The organism is Lactiplantibacillus modestisalitolerans (genome assembly GCF_005405425.1).
In the GTDB taxonomy this organism is placed as follows: Bacteria; Bacillota; Bacilli; order Lactobacillales; family Lactobacillaceae; genus Lactiplantibacillus; species Lactiplantibacillus modestisalitolerans.
Genome location: NZ_BJEA01000016.1, coordinates 69,670 through 89,195, shown reverse-complemented (window position 1 = coordinate 89,195; position 19,526 = coordinate 69,670). Strand labels below are relative to the sequence as shown.

General features: G+C 47.9%; 17 protein-coding genes. 13 read left to right on the top strand and 4 right to left on the bottom strand.

Translation table 11 applies throughout. The features are described 5' to 3' along the window. Positions 1 to 422: 422 nt before the first annotated feature. The 11 genes from FFM79_RS10070 (at position 423) to FFM79_RS10020 (ending at position 13,633) form a co-directional block, all read left to right on the top strand. On the top strand, positions 423 to 1,775 hold the full coding sequence (locus tag FFM79_RS10070; RefSeq protein WP_137643350.1) for a TrkH family potassium uptake protein: 1,353 nt from the start codon (positions 423 to 425) through the stop codon (positions 1,773 to 1,775). A 17-nt stretch (positions 1,776 to 1,792) separates the two neighbouring features. Continuing rightward, positions 1,793 to 2,455, top strand: coding sequence for a potassium channel family protein (locus FFM79_RS10065; RefSeq protein WP_137643349.1), 663 nt, complete (start codon positions 1,793 to 1,795; stop codon positions 2,453 to 2,455). A 317-nt stretch (positions 2,456 to 2,772) separates the two neighbouring features. Beyond that, positions 2,773 to 3,492, top strand: a complete 720-nt coding sequence (locus FFM79_RS10060) for a WxL domain-containing protein (protein ID WP_137643348.1) — start codon at positions 2,773 to 2,775, stop codon at positions 3,490 to 3,492. A 41-nt stretch (positions 3,493 to 3,533) separates the two neighbouring features. After that, positions 3,534 to 4,547: a WxLIP family cell surface protein gene (locus tag FFM79_RS10055; RefSeq protein WP_137643347.1), complete on the top strand. Its 1,014-nt coding sequence runs from the start codon at positions 3,534 to 3,536 to the stop codon at positions 4,545 to 4,547. Positions 4,548 to 4,553: 6 nt separating this feature from the next. After that, positions 4,554 to 5,999 (top strand): WxL domain-containing protein, encoded by a 1,446-nt coding sequence (locus FFM79_RS10050; protein WP_137643346.1) that lies wholly within the window; start codon positions 4,554 to 4,556, stop codon positions 5,997 to 5,999. Positions 6,000 to 6,337: 338 nt separating this feature from the next. Then, positions 6,338 to 7,003, top strand: coding sequence for a histidine phosphatase family protein (locus FFM79_RS10045; RefSeq protein ID WP_137643345.1), 666 nt, complete (start codon positions 6,338 to 6,340; stop codon positions 7,001 to 7,003). Between the two features lie 16 nt (positions 7,004 to 7,019). After that, positions 7,020 to 7,703, top strand: a complete 684-nt coding sequence (locus tag FFM79_RS10040) for a tetratricopeptide repeat protein (protein ID WP_137643344.1) — start codon at positions 7,020 to 7,022, stop codon at positions 7,701 to 7,703. A gap of 28 nt (positions 7,704 to 7,731) precedes the next feature. Next, positions 7,732 to 10,278, top strand: a complete 2,547-nt coding sequence (recD2, locus tag FFM79_RS10035) for an SF1B family DNA helicase RecD2 (RefSeq protein WP_137643343.1) — start codon at positions 7,732 to 7,734, stop codon at positions 10,276 to 10,278. 104 nt (positions 10,279 to 10,382) lie between these two features. After that, positions 10,383 to 11,348 (top strand): ribose-phosphate diphosphokinase, encoded by a 966-nt coding sequence (locus FFM79_RS10030; RefSeq protein ID WP_137643342.1) that lies wholly within the window; start codon positions 10,383 to 10,385, stop codon positions 11,346 to 11,348. 365 nt (positions 11,349 to 11,713) lie between these two features. Continuing rightward, complete coding sequence (locus FFM79_RS10025) at positions 11,714 to 13,168, top strand: C40 family peptidase (RefSeq protein ID WP_137643341.1); 1,455 nt, start codon at positions 11,714 to 11,716, stop codon at positions 13,166 to 13,168. Positions 13,169 to 13,429: 261 nt separating this feature from the next. After that, entirely contained in the window at positions 13,430 to 13,633 is a 204-nt protein-coding gene (locus FFM79_RS10020; protein WP_137643340.1) for a hypothetical protein, read from the top strand. Positions 13,634 to 13,748: 115 nt separating this feature from the next. Here the strand turns inward: FFM79_RS10020 and FFM79_RS10015 are convergent, their stop codons facing one another. From FFM79_RS10015 to FFM79_RS10005, 3 genes are all read right to left on the bottom strand, one after another. Continuing rightward, entirely contained in the window at positions 13,749 to 14,714 is a 966-nt protein-coding gene (locus FFM79_RS10015; protein ID WP_137643339.1) for a diacylglycerol/lipid kinase family protein, read from the bottom strand. Between the two features lie 82 nt (positions 14,715 to 14,796). After that, positions 14,797 to 16,473 carry a ribonuclease J1 gene (gene rnjA, locus FFM79_RS10010; protein ID WP_137643338.1) on the bottom strand — a complete coding sequence of 559 codons (1,677 nt, stop codon included), beginning with the start codon at positions 16,471 to 16,473 and terminating at the stop codon, positions 14,797 to 14,799. Next, positions 16,470 to 16,688, bottom strand: a complete 219-nt coding sequence (locus tag FFM79_RS10005) for a DNA-directed RNA polymerase subunit epsilon (protein WP_137643337.1) — start codon at positions 16,686 to 16,688, stop codon at positions 16,470 to 16,472. The genes rnjA and FFM79_RS10005 overlap by 4 nt, the downstream gene beginning before the upstream one ends. Before the next feature lie 277 nt (positions 16,689 to 16,965). Here FFM79_RS10005 and FFM79_RS10000 point away from each other — a divergent pair, with 277 nt between their 5' ends. Continuing rightward, complete coding sequence (locus FFM79_RS10000) at positions 16,966 to 17,457, top strand: hypothetical protein (protein ID WP_137643336.1); 492 nt, start codon at positions 16,966 to 16,968, stop codon at positions 17,455 to 17,457. Between the two features lie 53 nt (positions 17,458 to 17,510). Here FFM79_RS10000 and def read toward each other — a convergent pair whose 3' ends face one another. Then, a complete protein-coding gene (gene def / locus FFM79_RS09995; protein WP_137643335.1) occupies positions 17,511 to 18,071 on the bottom strand; it encodes a peptide deformylase in 561 nt (186 codons plus the stop codon). A 341-nt stretch (positions 18,072 to 18,412) separates the two neighbouring features. Between def and pdhA the strand changes: the two genes are divergently transcribed. After that, complete coding sequence (gene pdhA / locus FFM79_RS09990; protein ID WP_137643334.1) at positions 18,413 to 19,525, top strand: pyruvate dehydrogenase (acetyl-transferring) E1 component subunit alpha; 1,113 nt, start codon at positions 18,413 to 18,415, stop codon at positions 19,523 to 19,525. The last annotated feature ends 1 nt before the right edge of the window (position 19,526 follow it).

Below are 19,526 nucleotides of genomic sequence, written 5' to 3'. Positions count from 1 at the left end.
GTTACTAAATATAATGTAATCTTGCTTGCTATTTCGCTAATCACAACGAACTGATTGAAAATTCAATTGGCAACCTTTTTAATAGATCAACACCAAATATCATAGCCCCCTTTTTTTGGCGCACGTTTTGACTATTAACATTCGGAGATCTTTTCTGCACCAATGTGCGTGGAGATTGCCGCTACTGGCTGGTCTTATCTTAATAAGGACGGTGCGACTGAATTTTTTAACAACTCAATACTGTTTACCATAGTCCTCTTTTTTGCAGTAAATAGTCGACTACGGGTAATGGTTGGCCATTTTTCGCTAAAAAAGTGAGATTTTTACCGGAATCAGCTAAGAATCGCCGGTGGGTGCTTGCTTTTCTAGTGCGGGTTGCTTAAGCTAAATAGGAATAGATTTTGATGAGGATGGATTAATCAATGAAACGACTGGCAAATATTAAATTATTTGATACGTTGTCAAAGAAAATGGTGGCCGGCTTTGTCATCCTGATTGTAATTGGGTGCATTCTACTAGCTTTACCGTGGGCGACAGCGCCCGGACAAAGTACGAGTTTTATCAACATATTGTTTACGGCGACTTCTGCGACCTGTATTACGGGGTTAACGGTCGTTAATACGGCGCAACACTGGAGTACCTTTGGTCAGATGGTGATTTTGGGGCTCTCCGAAGTGGGGGCGCTTGGTTACATGACGTTCGCGGTCTTACTATTTAACATTATGCGGCGGCGAATCGGTCTTTCGACGCAGTTAATGGTCAAAGCGGCCTTGAATCTCGAAAACTTAAGTGATACGAAGAGTGTGATGCGGTACGTCATCGGCCTGTCGCTGATGTTTCAATTTGGCGGGCTCGGTTTACTCGCATTGGACTTTGTCCCCCGGTTTGGTTGGGGACGCGGGTTATACGTGTCGATGTATCATTCGGTGATGTCTTTTTGCAACGCCGGTTTTGATGTTTTTGGCGATAGTATCATGGCGTTTCGGGACGATCCGTACGTGATCATTGTGACGATGGTGCTGATTGTTGCCGGTGGACTAGGTTTCTTAGTTTGGCGGGACTTGTTACTATATCATGAACGTAAACGGTTAACGTTGAACTCTAAATTGACGTTACTAACGACCCTCAGTCTCTTCGTGATTGGCTTTATTTTGTTGCTCGTGACGGAGCGGGATTTGAAGCTATTACCGGAGGGAACGCCGTGGTTTATTCGAACGATTAACACGCTATTTCTGAGTGTCACACCGCGAACCGCTGGGCTGATCACCATGCCGACCTCCCAGTTACAAGCCGGGAGCTTATTCGTGATTATGATTCTAATGTTTATTGGTGGGACTCCTGGCTCGACTGCCGGTGGGATCAAGACGACGACCTTTGGGGTACTGATGTTTCAAAGTATCGCTCAAATTCGGGGGCGGCGTGACGTTGAATTTAATCACCGGCGCTTTAGTCAGGACAACATTAGCCGGGCGTTATTATTAGTTTTCTTGGCAAGTATCGTGATGACGGTTGCGACGCTGATTTTAAGTCAAACGGAAAAAATTCCGGACGGCTTTGGGTTAGAGTACGTCCTTTTTGAGGTCCTTTCCGCCTTTGGGACGGTGGGTCTCAGCTTGGGATTGACGCCGGATTTAACGGTGATTGGTAAGATTATTATCATGTTACTAATGTTTATTGGTCGGGTAGGAATCTTTACGTCGCTGTACGCCTTATCGAAACGGCAGACGAAGGTCAACACTATTCGGTACCCGGTTGAAAATGTCTTAATTGGTTAATAATGAGAGGTAAGAACATGAAAAAAAGTTTTGCGGTCTTTGGGTTAGGCCGATTTGGTGAAAGCGTTGTGCGGACTTTGGCGGAAGCCCATCAGGATGTTTTGGCCGTTGATATCCACGAAGGCCCAGTCAACGAATTAATGGACATTGCTACGCAAACCTTGATTGCGGACACCCGCGATGAAGAAGTGCTGCACGACTTGAACATTGATACGTTCGATTATGTCATTATTGGAATCGGTAATAACATGGAAGCGAGCATCTTAACGACGATGCTGAGTAAGGAGCAGGGCGCCAAGAAGGTGATCGCGAAGGCCGAAACGAGTGATCAGGGTCGGGTGTTGGAGCGCGTCGGCGCCGACGAGGTCGTATTTCCGGAGCGCGATATGGGGCATAGCGTGGTACGTAAATTATTATCGAACCACATCTTGAACTTTATCGACCTTAGCGACGAGTATACGCTGGCTGCCATCGAAATCACCGACCCGACCTTCGTTAATCAAAATCTGATTGACTTAAAATTACGGCAACGGTTTGGGTTAACGGTGATTGCGATTAAGCACGGTAAGGAGATTAACGTTGCCCCGCAGCCGACCGACATGATGTCGACCAACGACGTTTTAACGGTCGTGGGTCCGATTACCGGGGTCAGTGCGTTAGACGACGCCTTGAAAAAATAAAGTTGAACCGCATCCGCGAGTCGGGTTCCGTTGAAATTGAACGGGCCGGCGCGCGGATTTTTAGTTTTGAGAAGCATGATTTGAAGCCAGTTTGGTTGATTAAATGGTGAGTTAGGTTGGACACTAATTTTGTACATCGCCGGATAAATACGGTTAATTAATTAACAAATGTTTAAACCGGGATTAAATGGGTTAACGGTGCTAATCTAAACTTGAAGTTAAATATGGGAGGTGAGCGACTGATCAGGAAACGAGTTTATATAGGAGTTCAGCAAGTAGTTACCATGCAACGTAATCAAGAAACGGAGGAAACGAGAATGCAAAAAGTCAAAATTTTTAGTGGCTTAGCTAGTAGTGCAACGTTACTAACGTTGGCACTCTTTCCACTGGGCGCGTTAGCAGCTGGTCCGGGAACGGCTTCGGATAATTTAACGACCATTACGGGCGGTTATGCGGCTGATGAAACGAGTAATGGTCAGGCCCAGTCGAACGCTCAATTTGAAGTGACACCCGGCGCATTAACTTTGAATGCGGTTCCAAACATTTTGCTTAATAATACTGGGGTCGAAAATATTGCTAGTCAAGATACCAGTTTAACGGCTGCGACGGGCAATACTAGCGGTGGCAGTGGTTATGATGGTAATGGTACCGGGAGCCTTTCGGTCAGTGATTACCGTGGGAACCATGCGGGCTGGTCCCTGACGGTTGGCCTCGGCAACTTCACCGCGGCCGACAGTTCAACGGTGACTAGTGCGGTGCTGAATTTAAACGCAACGAAGGGCACCGTTGATAATACGGCTACCAGTAATCCGACTTCCGTTAAGCTTTCACAGTCAACGGTGGCACCGGGGGCTTGGGTAACGAGTCCGCAGACGATTTGGGATGCTAGTGCGGCTTCTGGTGAAGGTCAAAATACGGCAACGACGACGGGTAGTTCATTGGACGTTTCTAAGCAGCCGACGATTTCATCGGGGACCTACACGGCAACTTTGTACTGGGCATTGCAGAACGCACCAGCGGCAACGCCTGCCAGTTAGTTAAGTTGGTCGGTCAGAATTGATTAGGAAGGGGTGTTAGGATGCATAAGTTGATTCGGTTAGTGGTCATGCTAGTGCTGACGTTCATTGGGAGCGGTTTAACGGCTATGGCTGCTAAAACACCGACGAGCAATTTTACGGTCACCCCGATTCTTCCGGATAATCAAATTGATCGTCGAACGAGTTATTTTGATTTAAAAGTTGAACCAAACGCGAGCCAGGAATTACAAGTTAAAGTCAGCAATCCTGCGACCAGTCGAAAAACGCTCCGCATTATGCCGATTAACGCAACGACCGCGGACGGTGGTCAAGCGGTTTACGTGCCGTCACCAAGGCAAGACCCGTCAGCAACGACGACGTTTACTAAGATGACGTCTCCGGCCGTGACCGTCGAATTAGCACCTAAGGAAGCAAAAACCGTGACGTTTCGGAGTCGGATCCCACGGGCGGGGTTTAGTGGCCAAGTGCTCGGTGGCATCTTTGTGACCGATACGAAGAGTCAGGCAACGACCACGAAGGCGAAACGGGGCTTTGCATTACGTAACCGTTACGCGGAAGTGGTGGCCGTTTCAATGTGGTGTCAGCCACGGACGGTGCCAGTTGAGTTACGCTTGGCCCAGGTTAAGACTGCCGATACCAATCAACAGCCAACGGTGAGTGCCAAGATTCGCAACGTGACGCCAGTTTTATTTGGCCAAATGAAGATTGAGGCTCAAGTTATTCAGCAGTCGACGGGCAAAACCATTGCGACCCAGCAACTTAAGAATGGTTCCATGGCGCCCAATAGTTGGTTCAATTATCAAGTTAATTTAGGAAAACGCACCTTATCTGCAGGTGACTATTTGTTGAAACTGCATTTGACCACTGGCAAACGTGATTGGAAGTTCAGTGAGCACTTTGAGTTATCGACGCAACGCGCCCAACAACATAATCGGAAGCTGAAGCAACCACAATCACAACCTTGGTTGCTCTGGATTACGTTAGCAGCTGTTGGAGTCATCGGATTACTAGGTGCGGCATACTGGATCGGCAGACACCGATCACGTGAGGAGTGAGAAGCAATGCGCCAACCAATTCGATGGCTGATGTTATTAATCGTCAGTTGCTTTTTCGGCATGCTGGTTGGTAGCGCGGCTCAAGCTGCGGATGCGCCGCAGCCAGCGAGTAGTGCCCCGAGTTCCATTTTAGGGGTCAACCTGGCAGGCGGTTTTACCGCCCAACCGCAAGATACGCGGGCCGTTTCAGCCGAGACCGTCACCCTTTCGGCGAAGGCGCAACGGAGTGCATTGGAAGCCGCAACGAGCTTAATCGGCAGTCGGAAGTACGTTTGGTGGGAATCTACCGATGGTGGTACCACTTATACTAAGGTTGGAACCAATAGTTCAACTTACACGTTTACCGCACCAACCGTGACGCAGTCGACAGCGTTAAAGTTTCAAGTTCAGTACGATTATTCGGGGCTGGGAACCTACGCGGATTACTGGTCACGCATTAGTACGGTGACGGTTGAGCCTAATCGGATCCCCACTACGGGGATTAGCGGCAGCGTGGCGGATTCTGTGTTGTATAATCAGCAGGTCACGCTTGCGATGGCAAACCTGACCCCTAGTGATGCGACCGACGACGTTAAGTGGACGAGTAGTGATCCTAGTTTGGCGACGGTTGATCAGTACGGGGTCGTGACCGCAACGGCGGCTTCGACTGATACTAGTGGTATGGCCCATGACCATGGGAAGGTGACGATTACCGCCACTAGTAACGGGTATTCTGCAAGCACCGATATTGTTGTGGGTTCTATTCAAGATATTCAGGTCGTGGAAGGGACCCCGGCAACGTTTACCTTGGAAGGCTTACCAGCCGGGGTGCAAGTCACCAACTGGTACCGAGTCAAGGACGGACAAGCGACCGCGCTGAACGTGACAGCTAATAGTTATACGGTTCCAAAACCCACGTACGCTGATGATGATGGGACGTCTTATTATGCGACGGTAAGCTATACGCTGAATGGTGAAACCAAGACGGTTACGAGTAACGCGGCCCGGTTAACGGTTACACCGGGTGGTAGTTTGAATTTGACGGCGGTGCCCAACTTTAATTTTGGCCGGGTCAGCGTTGCCGAACTTAGTCGCGGGGTCGATTTAAAGACGACGGCGGAGGCTGCAAGTGGTGATGCTTACGATGGTAACAATACCCATACGCTAAGCGTGAGTGATCAACGAACGGTCGGCAATGACTGGCAATTAACGGTTAGCCTAGCCCCCCTTAGTACGATGGGGGGGCCGGCAATTGGTAACGCACAACTGGAGTTAGCTGATTCAACGGGCCAAATTAAGCAAACGGTGAATGCCAATCGAGCCGCAGTGGGGATTCAAACCCAGGCGGGGCAACAGAGTCGGCAGTTTGATTTAACCCCAACCACGCTTCATTTGGATGCCAATCCGCTGGCGAGCGTTGGGACCTATCATAGTACGCTAACGTGGACGTTAGCGCTCGTGCCGGCTAGTTAGCAGTGAGATGAGTGGTTGTCATAAGTTGTAGAAAGTGGGAGCTGGGAATTAACCCGGCTCCTTTTTTGTGCCGCTACTTGCTGAGAGTCGTAGAAAGCAATTCTTTAGTTAACATAATTTTAATTAATGGCAGTAAATGCAATTGAGTACGTCTGGGGATGAACATGGACTAATCAGCTGGTAAACGGTCCCGCTGAAAAGTAGGGTGGTCCGGGGCGGACCGCCCAAGCGAGTGAGGACGGCCATGGTAAAATCATTTTTGAAAACTGACTTGAAAACTGTCATAATGGATAGAGATTAGCACGACGCGGAAACTATTTTAATGAGGAAGTAATCAATTGACAAAATTATTATTTATTCGGCATGGTAAGACGGAATGGAATTTGGAGGGCCGCTATCAGGGGTCTCAGGGTGATTCGCCGTTGTTACCCGCGAGTTATCAAGAAATCCATGAATTAGCGGCAGCGTTGCGGGACATCGAGTTGCAACACATTTACGTGAGCCCGTTAAAGCGTGCGCGTAATACGGCGATGACCATTAAGGCCGATTTGCAGCGTCCTGATTTGCCAATTACCGTCTTGAGTCGGCTCCGAGAATTTAACCTTGGTAAGATGGAAGGGATGGCGTTTGCCGACGTTGCCAAGCAGTTTCCCGCAGAGTTTGAAGCGTTTCGTTACCATCCTGATCAGTATGACCCGTCGACAATCAACGGTGAAAGCTTTCAACAATTATTAAAGCGAATGTTACCGGCAATCCATCAAATCGTTGCGGCTAACCCCAAGCGTCAAGATAACGTTTTAATTGTGAGTCACGGGGCGGCCTTAAACGCGCTCGTCAACACTTTACTGGGTGCGTCTCTAGCCACTTTGCGTGAGCGGGGTGGGTTGGCCAATACGTCCACAACTATCTTAGAAACCCGGGACCGCGGGAAGCACTATAAATTATTAGATTGGAACGATACGTCGTACCTCTCCCGTAAGTTGGATCCCACGGATACCATTTAGTGAAAGGAGCGATTGGATGGCAAAAAATAAACGACCTAGCAAGGCCCAGCAGCAGGCACTGGTTCATCAACTCGTAGCGACGATTGATGCGCATCCAGATGATTACCAACCCTATTATGAGTTGGTGGTTTTATTAACGGCTGGCCAAGATTTTGAGCAGGCCGAGGAATTAGCCATGAAGGCGCTTGGAAAATTTGACCAGCAACCGCAAGCCGCAGATCAGTTGCGGTATGCACTGGGGAACGTTTATTATCAAGCGCAGGAGTATGACCGGGCCTTGCCGTATTATCAGCAAATTACGGACCAGCAATTACGAACGGATGCCTACTTAATGATGGCGCAATCCCTAATGGCTAAACGCGATTATCAACACGCTTTGGTGTATGCACTAACGGCCCAAGAAAGTCGCAAAAACGACTATGACGCCAACTTGCTAGTAGCAGACATTTTACTTGCTATGGGCAATAATCAGCAAGCGTTTGATTATTATCAAAATGCTTTTAAGTTGGACCCACATTCGGGGAAGGCAGCGTTTAACGCTGGCTTAACGGCGATGGTCGTCGGCCAACCGTATGCGGACTGGTTTGCTAAGGCGCAGGCGCTCGATGCGACTTATTATCAACAGCATCAACAACAATTAACGGATATTGAAAAAATGTTGGCGAGCCAACGAACGAATCAACAAGATGATGCCCAATGAATCCACGGCAAAGTAAGGAGGATGCCCCGTGACTGATGATCAACAAAGTTTATTTTCGCAAGATGCGGTAGCTCAGCCCCAGGCCCACTACGTTGTGGGGAAGGTGGTTGCCACTTTTTTTAGTAGCCCGGATAGTTTTTATAAGGTGTTACTTGTCAAAGTTGCGGAACAAAACATTGACTGGCACGAGGACGAAATCGTCGTTACCGGGAACTTTGCTGATATTCAGGAAGAGACGACTTACCGGTTTACCGGCCGCAGTGTCCGGCACCCCAAGTACGGGACGCAGTTTCAAGCGGACAATTACCAAAATGAAACGCCCACTTCGCGGAGTGGGCTAATTGCCTACTTGTCGGGGAGTGATTTCCCCGGCTTAGGAAAGCGAACGGCCGAACGAATCGTGGATACACTGGGTGAACAAGCCATCGATCTGATTCTGGCCGACCCGAAAGTTTTAAAGCCGATTGGACTGCGGGCGGGGGTTCAGCAGACTTTGCTGGATACGTTGCGCGTGAATAACGGGCTTGAACAAACGATTATTGGTCTGAATGCCTATGGTTTTGGTAGCCGGCTAGCGGCATCGATTTATGCGAAGTATCAGGCGGATACGCTGAGCGTCATTCAAGAAAACCCGTACCAGCTCGTTACGGATATTAAAGGGGTCGGTTTCAAAAAGGCGGACCAAATTGCAGCTCAGTTAAAAATTGACCCGCGCTCACCAGAACGGTTGAAAGCGGCCTTGCTAACGACGATTAATGAAACCTGCGCGCAAAACGGTGATACGTATACGACGGCTGAACCATTGTTAACTGCAACCATGCAACTATTGGAACAAGCACGCCACGTTCAAATTGACCCCCAAACGCTGGCAGACCAGCTAATTGTATTAGCCAAAGAAAATAAAATCGTTGGTGATGAGAACCGCATCTACTTGCAACCAGTTTATGAAGCGGAGTGGCGAATTGCTGAGAATTTAAAGCGGCTCACGACGGCCGAGCAAGCGGACGTTCCGAGTGAACGGGCCGTTGAACGCGCTATTCAACACGTTGCTAAGGCTAGTAATCTGACTTATGACGATTCTCAGACGCAGGCGCTTAAAGCCGCGATTTCAGCTCCCGTGTTTCTCTTAACCGGGGGACCAGGGACCGGTAAAACAACCATTATTCGTGGCTTGGTTGCGTTATATGCGGAATTACACGACGTCTCCTTAGACGTTAACCAGTACCACGATGAGGCGTTTCCCATCCTTTTGGCAGCGCCAACTGGTCGGGCGGCCAAGCGAATGGCGGAAACGACCGACCTTCCGGCAAGCACCATTCATCGCTTGCTTGGATTAACGGGGCGCGAGGACGGCCCGGAACAGCCAACTAAGGAGCTAGACGGGGGCCTCTTGATTATTGATGAAATGTCAATGGTGGATACAAGCCTATTCCAGCTACTGCTTCAGGCGGTGCCTAACCAGATGCAAGTAATCCTGGTTGGTGATAAGGACCAGTTACCATCGGTGGGAGCGGGTCAAGTATTTCACGATTTACTGGCTAGTCCGGCTTTGCCGCAAATTGAATTGACGCGGATTTACCGGCAAGACGGCGATTCGAGTATTATTCCCCTGGCACACGCGATTAAGGACGGCCGCTTACCCGCGGACTTTACGGTTAACCAGTCGGACCGCTCGTTTATTAGTTGTAATGCTAACCAAGTGAACCACATTGTGGCCCAAGTGGTGGCTAAGGCACTCAAGAAGGGCTTCACGGCTGAGCAAGTTCAAATTTTAGCCCCCATGTATCGTGGTTCTGCGGGGATTGATCAGCTTAACCAAACGGTTCAAAATATTTTTAATCCGCTTAAAACGGCCAAGCAAAAGCATTTAACGTACAACGGACAGGATTTTCGGGTTGGCGACAAAGTTTTACACTTAGTTAACTCACCAGAAAATAACGTCTTTAATGGTGACATTGGTCAGATTGTTGGGATTGATCTGGCAAATGATCCCCATAATGAAGCCAAAAAAGACCAACTCGTGATTGCGTTTGATCAAAATGAAGTGACTTATCAGCGGAGTGATTGGAATCGGCTGACATTGGCGTATAGTATGTCGATCCATAAATCCCAAGGGAGCCAGTTTAAAATGGTGATCCTACCATTAGTTCCGCAGTTTTCAAGGATGTTACAGCGCAATCTGCTTTATACGGCGGTAACGCGGGCTGAACAAATGTTGATTTTATTAGGTGATCCGCAATCCTTTGAGCGGAGTGTGACTAACGAATCGGTTAACCGCCAAACGACGCTAACTAAGCGTCTAAAGCAGGTCTTTACCGATGAAGTTGCGCCGGGTGAACGGGTGGAACGGCCGACGTCGCAAGCAGCGAATCCGCCTGCTGATGACCAAGTTACGACTAGCAATCCCGCAACGGCGCCAAGCCCGAATTCAGCCGGTGCTGATTTGGCGACCAGTGATGGACCGGCGGATTACCGGTTAACACCGGCCAAAGCGCAGAGCGGTCAAATTGATCCAATGATTGGGATGGACGGAGTGACCCCGATTGATTTCATGCCCCGGGTGGCCGGTGCGTAAAGTAAGCCGGATTCGTTAAATTAAACTGTACGTCAAGCGTTTCTAATTTTGAGGTTACTGTTATAATTAAACTAGATGATGAAATTATTTTTACGGAGGTCGTTATGTCAGCAGATGAAGCTTATTCCAACCTTAAGTTATTTGCGCTGAATTCTAATTTGCCCTTAGCAAAGAAGATTTCTAAGCGCGTTGGCGTTCCGTTAGGTAAAAGTTCGGTGAGACGGTTTAGTGATGGTGAAATTCAGATTAGCATTGATGAGAGTATTCGGGGCTCAGAGGTGTACGTTATTCAGTCGATTTCTGATCCCGTTAACGATACCATTTTAGAGCTATTGATTATGATCGATGCGCTTCGCCGGGCGAGTGCGAGTGAAATTAACGTCGTGATTCCATATTATGGCTATTCACGACAGGATCGTAAGGCGCGTTCACGCGAACCAATTACGGCTAAGCTAATTGCCACCTTATTGGAAAAAGACCGCGCCAACCGCATTCTAACGGTTGACCTGCACGCAGCGCAGATCCAAGGGTTCTTTAATATTCCAGTTGATCACCTAGTTGCGGCGCCTATTTTGGCGAGCTACTTCAAAGATCGCGGGATTACCGATAATTTAGTGGTCGTATCACCAGACCACGCCGGCGTTTCACGTGCGCGGAAGTTGGCGGAACTGCTGGGGGCGCCAATTGCAATCATTGATAACCGCCATCCAGAAGACGACCATGCGGTTCCGGACAGTATCATTGGGGACGTTCGTAATCGAATTGCCATCGTAATCGATGACATGATTGATACGGGGACGCGCTTCGATGTTTCCGCCCGCACGCTAGCGAAGGCTGGGGCGGCTAAGGTTTATGGTTGCGCCACCCACGCCATTTTTTCACAGGACGCGGCTGCGTTGCTGCAAGCTTCACCGCTAGAAAAGGTGATCGTCACCGATACGATTCAAATTCCGGCGGCTAAACAGTTTGAAAAACTCGTTCAATTATCAGTTGGGCCGCTCCTCGGCGACGCGATTCGGCTGATTCACGCGCAACAACCGGTCGACCGGTTGTTCGATCCGCAAGAATAACTAATAATTGCCTTAAAAAGGCGTTCAGGATTCGTTTACTGGACGTCTTTTTTGATTGCGGGCAACAAGCTGACAGAAAATTGCGTTAAAATTAATTGGCTAATACAACTAAATTTTGTGCTTACCAACTGTTAGATTTAGGAAAACGGTTAAAAACTTGATGTGCGGGGAACCGCGTCGTCATTGACTTTACCAACTATCTATTAAAATTAACGGATTGTTTTACAAAAAAACGAGTAATTCTGGTATGTATTTTTCTAAATTGTGCTACAATAAAATTATGATTTGTAAAAGGTATTAAGCTTTTCTTAAGAATTAACACTAGTTATCTGGATTTGTTAGAATTTGCTAAAGGAGTGAATTAGATGTCACAAGCACATACAACGGGCAAGGTCCTAGCCGGTACGGTTGGTGCCGTTGGATTATTGCTTGCTACGGGACAAGCTGCCAACGCGGCCTCGGTCACAGTCAACGCCCATGATACGGTATGGGATCTCGCCCAGCAACACGGCGTTTCGGTTAAAAGTATTGAACAATTAAACAAACAAGCCCTTAATGGCAACTCAAATTTGATTTATGTTGGTCAGAAACTGCAAATCAGTGGGACAACCACTAAGGAAGCAACCAAGGGGTCTGCGCAGGTCACTAAGTCTACATATAAGGTTCAGACTGGTGATACTTTGTGGGCGCTTGCGGACAAGTACAATACGTCCGTTCACGCTTTACAACAGTTAAACGGGATTGATGGCGATTTGATTGTCACTGGTCAAGCCATTAAGGTTCCAGCAACAACGGTTAAAGCGGCTAAGACGCAAACCCCTGCTAGTCAGGCGGAAACACAAACTAGTCCGGCCGTTCGTTCAGTAAGTAGCGCATCACAAGCGAGCGTCAGTCAGGGGACGTCGCAGGCTACTTCTGCAACAACTACCAGCCAAACGCAAGCAACCACAAGTACAAGTGATGCGACGAGCGCAAGTTCAACCACGGTTACGAGTGCTAGTTCCACGCAGGCGACGTCTGCCAGTGCAACTCAAGTAACCAGTGCGGCAGCTACTAGCCAGTCAAGTAGTCAAGCTACTAGTACGGCCAGCCAAACTAGTTCAAGCACTAGTTCGCAAGCCACGAGTAGTACTTCAACGGTAAGTAGCCAATCAACGCAGTCGGCAGCATCGACGAGTCAAGCTAGCAGTCAGGCAAGTTCGTCGAGCTCGGTAACTAGCTCGTCGACCACGCAACAACCAGTTGCGGAGAAGACGACGGTTAGTCACGCAACTGCGACGACCACGACGCCAACTAACACGAACGCAGCGGCTGCGACCCAAACCACGGCCACCAGCAGTAGTTCGCAGGCTACGAGCAGTGCGAGCCAAAGCAGCTCCCAAGCCACCAGTAGTAGTGCTTCACAGGCCGCAGCCAGTTCTTCAACGAGTCAGGCGACGACCAGTACTAGTGATTTGGCTACTGGATCAGTTACCGGCTTAGCTTTGAAGTTGGCTAGTGCGAACATCCCGTACGTTTGGGGTGGCTCAAGCTTATCTGGGATGGACTGTTCTGGACTAGTTGCCTACGTCTATCAACACGCCGCGGGTATTAGTTTACCGCATAATACGATTATGCAAGAATCCTACGTAACAACTCATTCAGTTGCGAGCGCCCAACCAGGCGACATCCTCTTCTGGGGTTCACGTGGGTCGACGTATCACGATGCCATTTACATTGGTAATAATCAATTCGTTGCCGCACCACAACCGGGTGAAAACGTGAAGGTTCAAACGATTAGTTCGTACTTCATGCCAAGCTTTGCTGGAACGGTAAAATAACGTCAATAATGGGGGATTCCGCTACTAGTATTTTAGTAGTTGGATCCCTTTTTTGTTTGCGGTTAGACCTCTCATCGGCACGTTAGGTTACTAATCAAAACGGTCAGCAGCGTCGTTGCCGGGGCATTAGGCGTTAACGCCCGTTTTTTTGCGCTTGGGGATTTAATCTAGCGGCGCTTTGTGGTATATTAAATTAGCTGTTTTTTTAGTTCCCGCACGCGGGAACCTGACCATATTTTAGATGCTAAGGGAAGTGTTAAAGTGAGTAACAGGTTTGAGATCCTGGAAGAATACCAAGCGGCGAATACGGAGCTAGAACGATTAAAGGGACTGGCTGTGCGTCAACAGGATCACTCACGGGTTGTGACGATTTATCCGCACTTACATGAACGTGTCAGTCACTTATCCGAAAAATGTGAACAGCTTGACATGCTTCTGGAAGCAATCAACGCTTCAGAGGATTAAGCCAACGAATAAGGGGCCGTGACATTAGTCATAGCCCCTTGTGTGTCGTCTTATACTAATAACTAAAACGTGCGCCAAAAGCCAACTGGGTTTTTGACGCACGTTTTTTGTAAACTCATTTTTCGTGGTGATCATGGATACTGGTATCAATCCAAAAAGGGTAATTTTCAGTTGATAAATAGAGGTCGTAGTTTCGATTACCAATAATTTGGCCATCCATTTGGCCAATTTCCACCGAATTAACGAGTAGGTGGAGCTTATTTGTCCGGTAGTGGTGCACGAAGCGTGACTTTAGGTGTCGACCACCCATTAGCAGGCCCAGGAATAACCAGACGACGATCCACCAGTGGGGTTGTTCAACGACGATTAATTCGAGCTGATCGTCATGGAGGTTAGCGCCCGGCAAAATCTTAACGCCGCCCCCAAAGTAGGGATGGTTAGATGTCGTGCACAGGAAGGCGTGGCGGTAATAATCCCGCTTGCGGCCAACGTGTACCGTTAGTGGAAAGCCCTCCTGTTGCGTGTAGGCTTTAATGGCGTTACTTAAATAGGACCACCGGCCTAACCGGCCCTTTTGACGACTACGATTGGTATCGTCCACGATTTGAGCATCGAAGCCTAAACCAACGTTGTTGACAAAGTAACGGTGTTCATTTTTAAACGTTTCGTGGTAGTAGCCGATGGCAAGCGGGCGGGCCCGCATATTGTTTAAGATTTGGGCCAATGCAATTTCTGGATCAGTTGCCATTCCGAGTCCCCGGGCAAAATCGTTCCCAGACCCTCCTGGAATGTAGGCGAGGGGGATCGGGGTGTGCTTGGGGACCTGTTTGAGTCCGTTCAGTGCTTCATTGAGTGTGCCGTCACCACCAATAACGAGCAGAACGTCCGTAACGCCAGCGCGCGGCCTAACCCGGGCGGCGAACTGGGCAGCGAGTCGGGTTGTATGACCTGCGTACTCGGAGACTGCAAAGCCAAACTTAATTTGACGCTGTTCTAGAATCGGCTTGACCGTATCCCAAACCGTCTGCCCACGTCCGGAGCCCGCCAGTGCGTTGATAATAATGTAGTATTCAGCAATCAAATTTACACCTCACAAAAATCAAGTCAGTCGGGACTGACCCTTTCACCACAAAAAGCCGGAACATGATCGTTCCGGCAAGTGGTTAGTTCATAATCAACATCGGTAAAATCATTGGGTGACGTTCAGTTTTGTCAAAGAGAAAACTTTGAAGATCATCAATGATTGCATTACGAATCGTTGCTTCACTAACTTTATCTGACTTCATTTTACGACGAATCGTACGGAAAACGTGTCGGCGAGCCTCATTGATTAGGTCGCCAGATTCACGCATGTAGACAAACCCGCGTGAAAGAATGTCTGGACCGGCTTGAATTTCTTTCTTTTTCAAGTTGATCGTGGCAACGACCACGACGAGTCCTTCTTCGGAAAGAACCTGACGATCACGTAGGACCACGTTACCAATGTCGCCAATCCCGGAACCGTCAACGTAAACGTCGCCAGCGCCAAAGTGGCCAGCCACGCGGGCTGAATCCTTGGTAAAGGCTAACACGTCACCATTTTCCAAAATGAAGCTGTGGTCAAGTGGTACCCCACACTGTTCGGCTAATTCCGTATGGATTTTCAGCATCCGGTATTCACCGTGAATCGGCATAAAGAACTTAGGCTTCATTAAACGTAACATTAGCTTTTGTTCCTCTTGGCCCCCGTGACCAGAAGTATGGATGTTATTAACTTTTCCGTGAATGACGTGCGCGCCAGCTTCTTCAAGTTCATTAATGACGTGGTTTACGCTAAGCGTGTTCCCAGGAATTGGTGAACTTGAGAAAATGACGGTGTCGCCAGGTTGAACGGAAATTTGCCGGTGAGTACCATTGGCAATTCGCGATAGGGCGGCCATCGGTTCACCTTGAGACCCGGTACAAAGAATCATCACTTTATTTGCTGGTAACGAGCGAATGTCGTTTGCATCAACCATTGCGTCGTCGGGAATATTGAGATAGCCTAATTCCCGACCATTAACGATGGCGGCTTCCATACTCCGACCAAAGACGGCAATTTTACGGTGATGTTCTAATGCAACCTGAGCTGCTTCTTGAATTCGGGAGATGTTTGAAGCAAAGGTGGCAAAAATGATGCGGCCTTCGACTTGTTCAAAAATCCGTCGAATCGATTGGGCGACCCACTGTTCAGACTTCGTCCAAATTGGTCGTTCCGCGTTAGTACTATCGGAAAGCAATGCTAAGACACCGTGTTCACCAAGCTTAGCCATTCGTTGTAGATTCGGTGGCTGGTGGGTAATTGGTGTCAGGTCAAATTTATAATCTCCAGTTTCCACAATGGTGCCAGGTGGGGTTTGAACGGCAATTCCTAACGTATCGGGAATTGAGTGGGTGGTCCGGAAGAACGAGACCCGCGTTTTGCGAAACTTCAGAACGGTATCTTCATTAATTTCGTGTAATTCGGTCGTCTTCAGAAGCCCGTGTTCTTCCAACTTACCCTTAATCAGTGCCAATGCGAGTGGTCCAGCATAAATTGGAACGTTGATTTGTTGAAGTAAGAATGGAATCCCGCCAATGTGATCTTCATGCCCGTGCGTAATGACGAGTGCTTTTATTTTTTGCTGGTTTGCAACTAGGTAAGAATAATCTGGAATGACGTAATCAATTCCGAGAAGTTCATCTTCGGGGAATTTAATTCCGGCATCAATCAGAATAATCTCATCTTGAAATTGGATACCATAGGTATTTTTCCCAATTTCGCCCAAACCGCCGACTGCAAAAACGGCGGTTTCATTATTTTTAACGTTTAACCGTTTCATTGATTAAACTCCGTTAGTTGAAACTCTGGATTTTTTTGTTCATAATCCAAGTAGTTACCTTCTAACGGTTCGATAAACTCAATGTTGTACTTCGTATTATCTTCCACTAAAACGCGGGCAGCAACTTCGGTGTCAGCTTCTAAGTAGAGTGACTTAGTTGTTTCCCGTTGTGGGTTCCGTTGTTTGGTTTCTTGGTAGTAAACTTTGTAAATCATTAACAAAACTCCCTATAAACAGATTTATTTAGACCCGGACGGCCTAAATAGGTAGCAAAAATAAAAGTTTGATCCGTACACCGGGTTGTGTAAACACAACAATTATCTTTCATTTTAGCATAATTCCCTAAGGGTGTATACAATGTTAACTTTCTTCAAAGAATAAGCGTCTTTCGGAAAATTTTTTTATGAAACATGTTATGCTAAATTCGAATATTTTTAGATAAAATTTTGGAATTTGTGAATCAATAAACAGCTTTAAATGAGGAGGGGGCCTATGCAAACTTGGTTAATTATTATTGGTGGGATATTAATTGCAGTTATCATTTATGAAATTCTACGCCGCCAGGTTTTAAAGCGAGCGGCGCTCAAGATTCGGCTAGCTGGGCAGCGAACGGTAGACCAAGCTATGCAGCAAGCACTGCAGACGCTTGCGGCGAACGTTGCCGTTCAAGAAGTGGCTGGCTTGATTCATTCAGTACCGGTCGCGGACGTTTGGGGCCGGGGCGTCATGGTTTTTGAATACGTGCTGGAGACCCCCGGAATGGTCACCTTAGATTTACCGGAAGTCCGTCGACTTTTCAATAATCAGTTGGAACGAGTTGCGGCCGCCCAGCAGTTAACGGCTTTTCAAGCGGCAGGGCCGGCCCTCCGTGTCACGGATGCTTGGTTGCGTGATGGCCAATTGCACCTGGACGTCGCTTATTTAATGAATGAAGCAACCTATGAATACCTTGAAGACTTACGGCGGTTAAATACTGGTAATTAAACGAAAAGGCCGGCCCAATCAGCGATTGGGTCGGCCTTTTCGTTTAGTTTGTATTAGGAAATTAAGACGAGGTCGTCGTCTGCGGCAAACGGTTGCGACGTGTTGATGTGGTCGTAGAACAGAATCCCGTGTAAGTGGTCGATTTCATGTTGACAAACGATGGCGGGATAATTCTTCAACCGGATCTTCTTTTGTTCACCAGCGGTATTGTAGTACCGTAGCGTGATTCGGTCGTGACGAATCACGTAACCTGCAACGTCACGGTCAACGGAAAGGCAACCTTCACCTTCTGTAAGCGCACCAGGTTGAACGGAATGGCTAACAATGACCGGGTTGATGATGACGTCCTTAAATACCGGATCAGCATCGTCGGTTTCGCCCGGAACAAGGACGGCCGCCATTTGTTTGGACACGTCGACTTGGGGTGCGGCCAAGCCAACACCAGCACGTAACCCGTATTTACGGGCTAGTTCAGGGTCTTGACTGTTCTCTAAGTATTCCATCATATCCTTAGCTAATTTTTGATCAGTTTCACTAAGGGGAAATTGTACTGGTTTAGCTTCGGCACGTAGGGTGTCGTTGCCTTCACGGATGATATCTCGCATTTTGATCAATCCAAACTACCTCCAAAAACTATACTGTGATCTCAAGGACCGCGCATTTTCTCATATATAAAACTAGTTTAGCATAAGCGGCTATGAAAATGTAGAAACGGTTTTTAAAAAAGTGTGATTGATAGAAGATATGAAATAATCAATAGAAAAAATGAAAGTTAGCTGAGTTGACAAATGAAATAATTCACAATCATTTTGGCGGTCAGCGCCGGTATCAAGGCGTTTGAAAGGGCTTGCAAAACTTGGAAGGCAATGGTAAATTAGACTTGTAATTTTGAAAACGATTACGAGCCGAGCCAGTCGGCACCGGCCCGTACGTTCATGAAAGGGATGTGTCATTTATGGGCAACGAAAAATCAATCGTTGATTTTAGTGCAATCCGTGATGCGTTGGGAAACGATTTCAAACCCGTGCAAGTAATGGATGGACAATCTAAAGTAGTTAAACCAGAAATTGTCGCTAAGTATTCAAACGATCAATTAGTAGACTTTTTAAAACTGATGATCTGGGAACGGACGTTACACCAACGTTCTAACGCGTTGACGCGTCAAGGCCGCTTGGGCTTCTACGCACCAACTGAAGGTCAGGAAGCCAGTGAAATGGGGACCAACGCCGCAATGAAGAAGACGGACGTTTTGATGCCTGCGTACCGGGATATTCCACAAGTGATCCAACACGGTTTACCCGTATACAAAGCCTTCCTCTGGTCACGAGGCCACGTTTTAGGAAATGAATATCCAGAAGACTTCCACGCAATGCCACCGCAAATCATTATTGGTGCGCAATACGTGCAAGCTGCTGGAGTTGCGCTCGGGATTAAGAAGAATAAGACGCCGGACAAAGTTGCTTATGCTTATACCGGTGATGGTGGGACGTCGCAAGGTGACTTCTATGAAGGAATGAACTTTGCAGGCGCGTTCCAAGCCCCAGCCGTGTTCATCGTTCAAAACAACGGTTATGCCATTTCAGTACCACGCCGGAAACAAACGGCTGCTAAGACGCTGGCCCAAAAAGCGGTGGCTGCTGGTATTCCGAGCGTTCAGGTTGATGGGATGGACTTCTTGGCCGTTTACGAAGTTACCAAGGCGGCCCGTGAATACGCAGCTGCTGGTAACGGCCCGGTTATGATTGAAACCTTGACTTACCGGTTCGGACCACATACTAACGCTGGTGATGATCCTAAGCGTTACCGGACGAAGGACGAAGAAGAACCATGGTTCGACAACGATCCATTAATTCGTTACCGCAAGTACTTGACGGATCAAGGTGCCTGGTCAGAAGAACAAGAAAACGAATACGTTGAACAAGTTAAAGCAGATATTAAGGCCGCTGTTAAGCAAGCGGACGATGCACCAAAGCAAAAAATGACCGATTTCTTGGCGAATGTTTTTGAAGAACAACCACAAAACATTCAAAATCAAATTACGGAATTCCAAGCAAAGGAGTCGAAGTAAC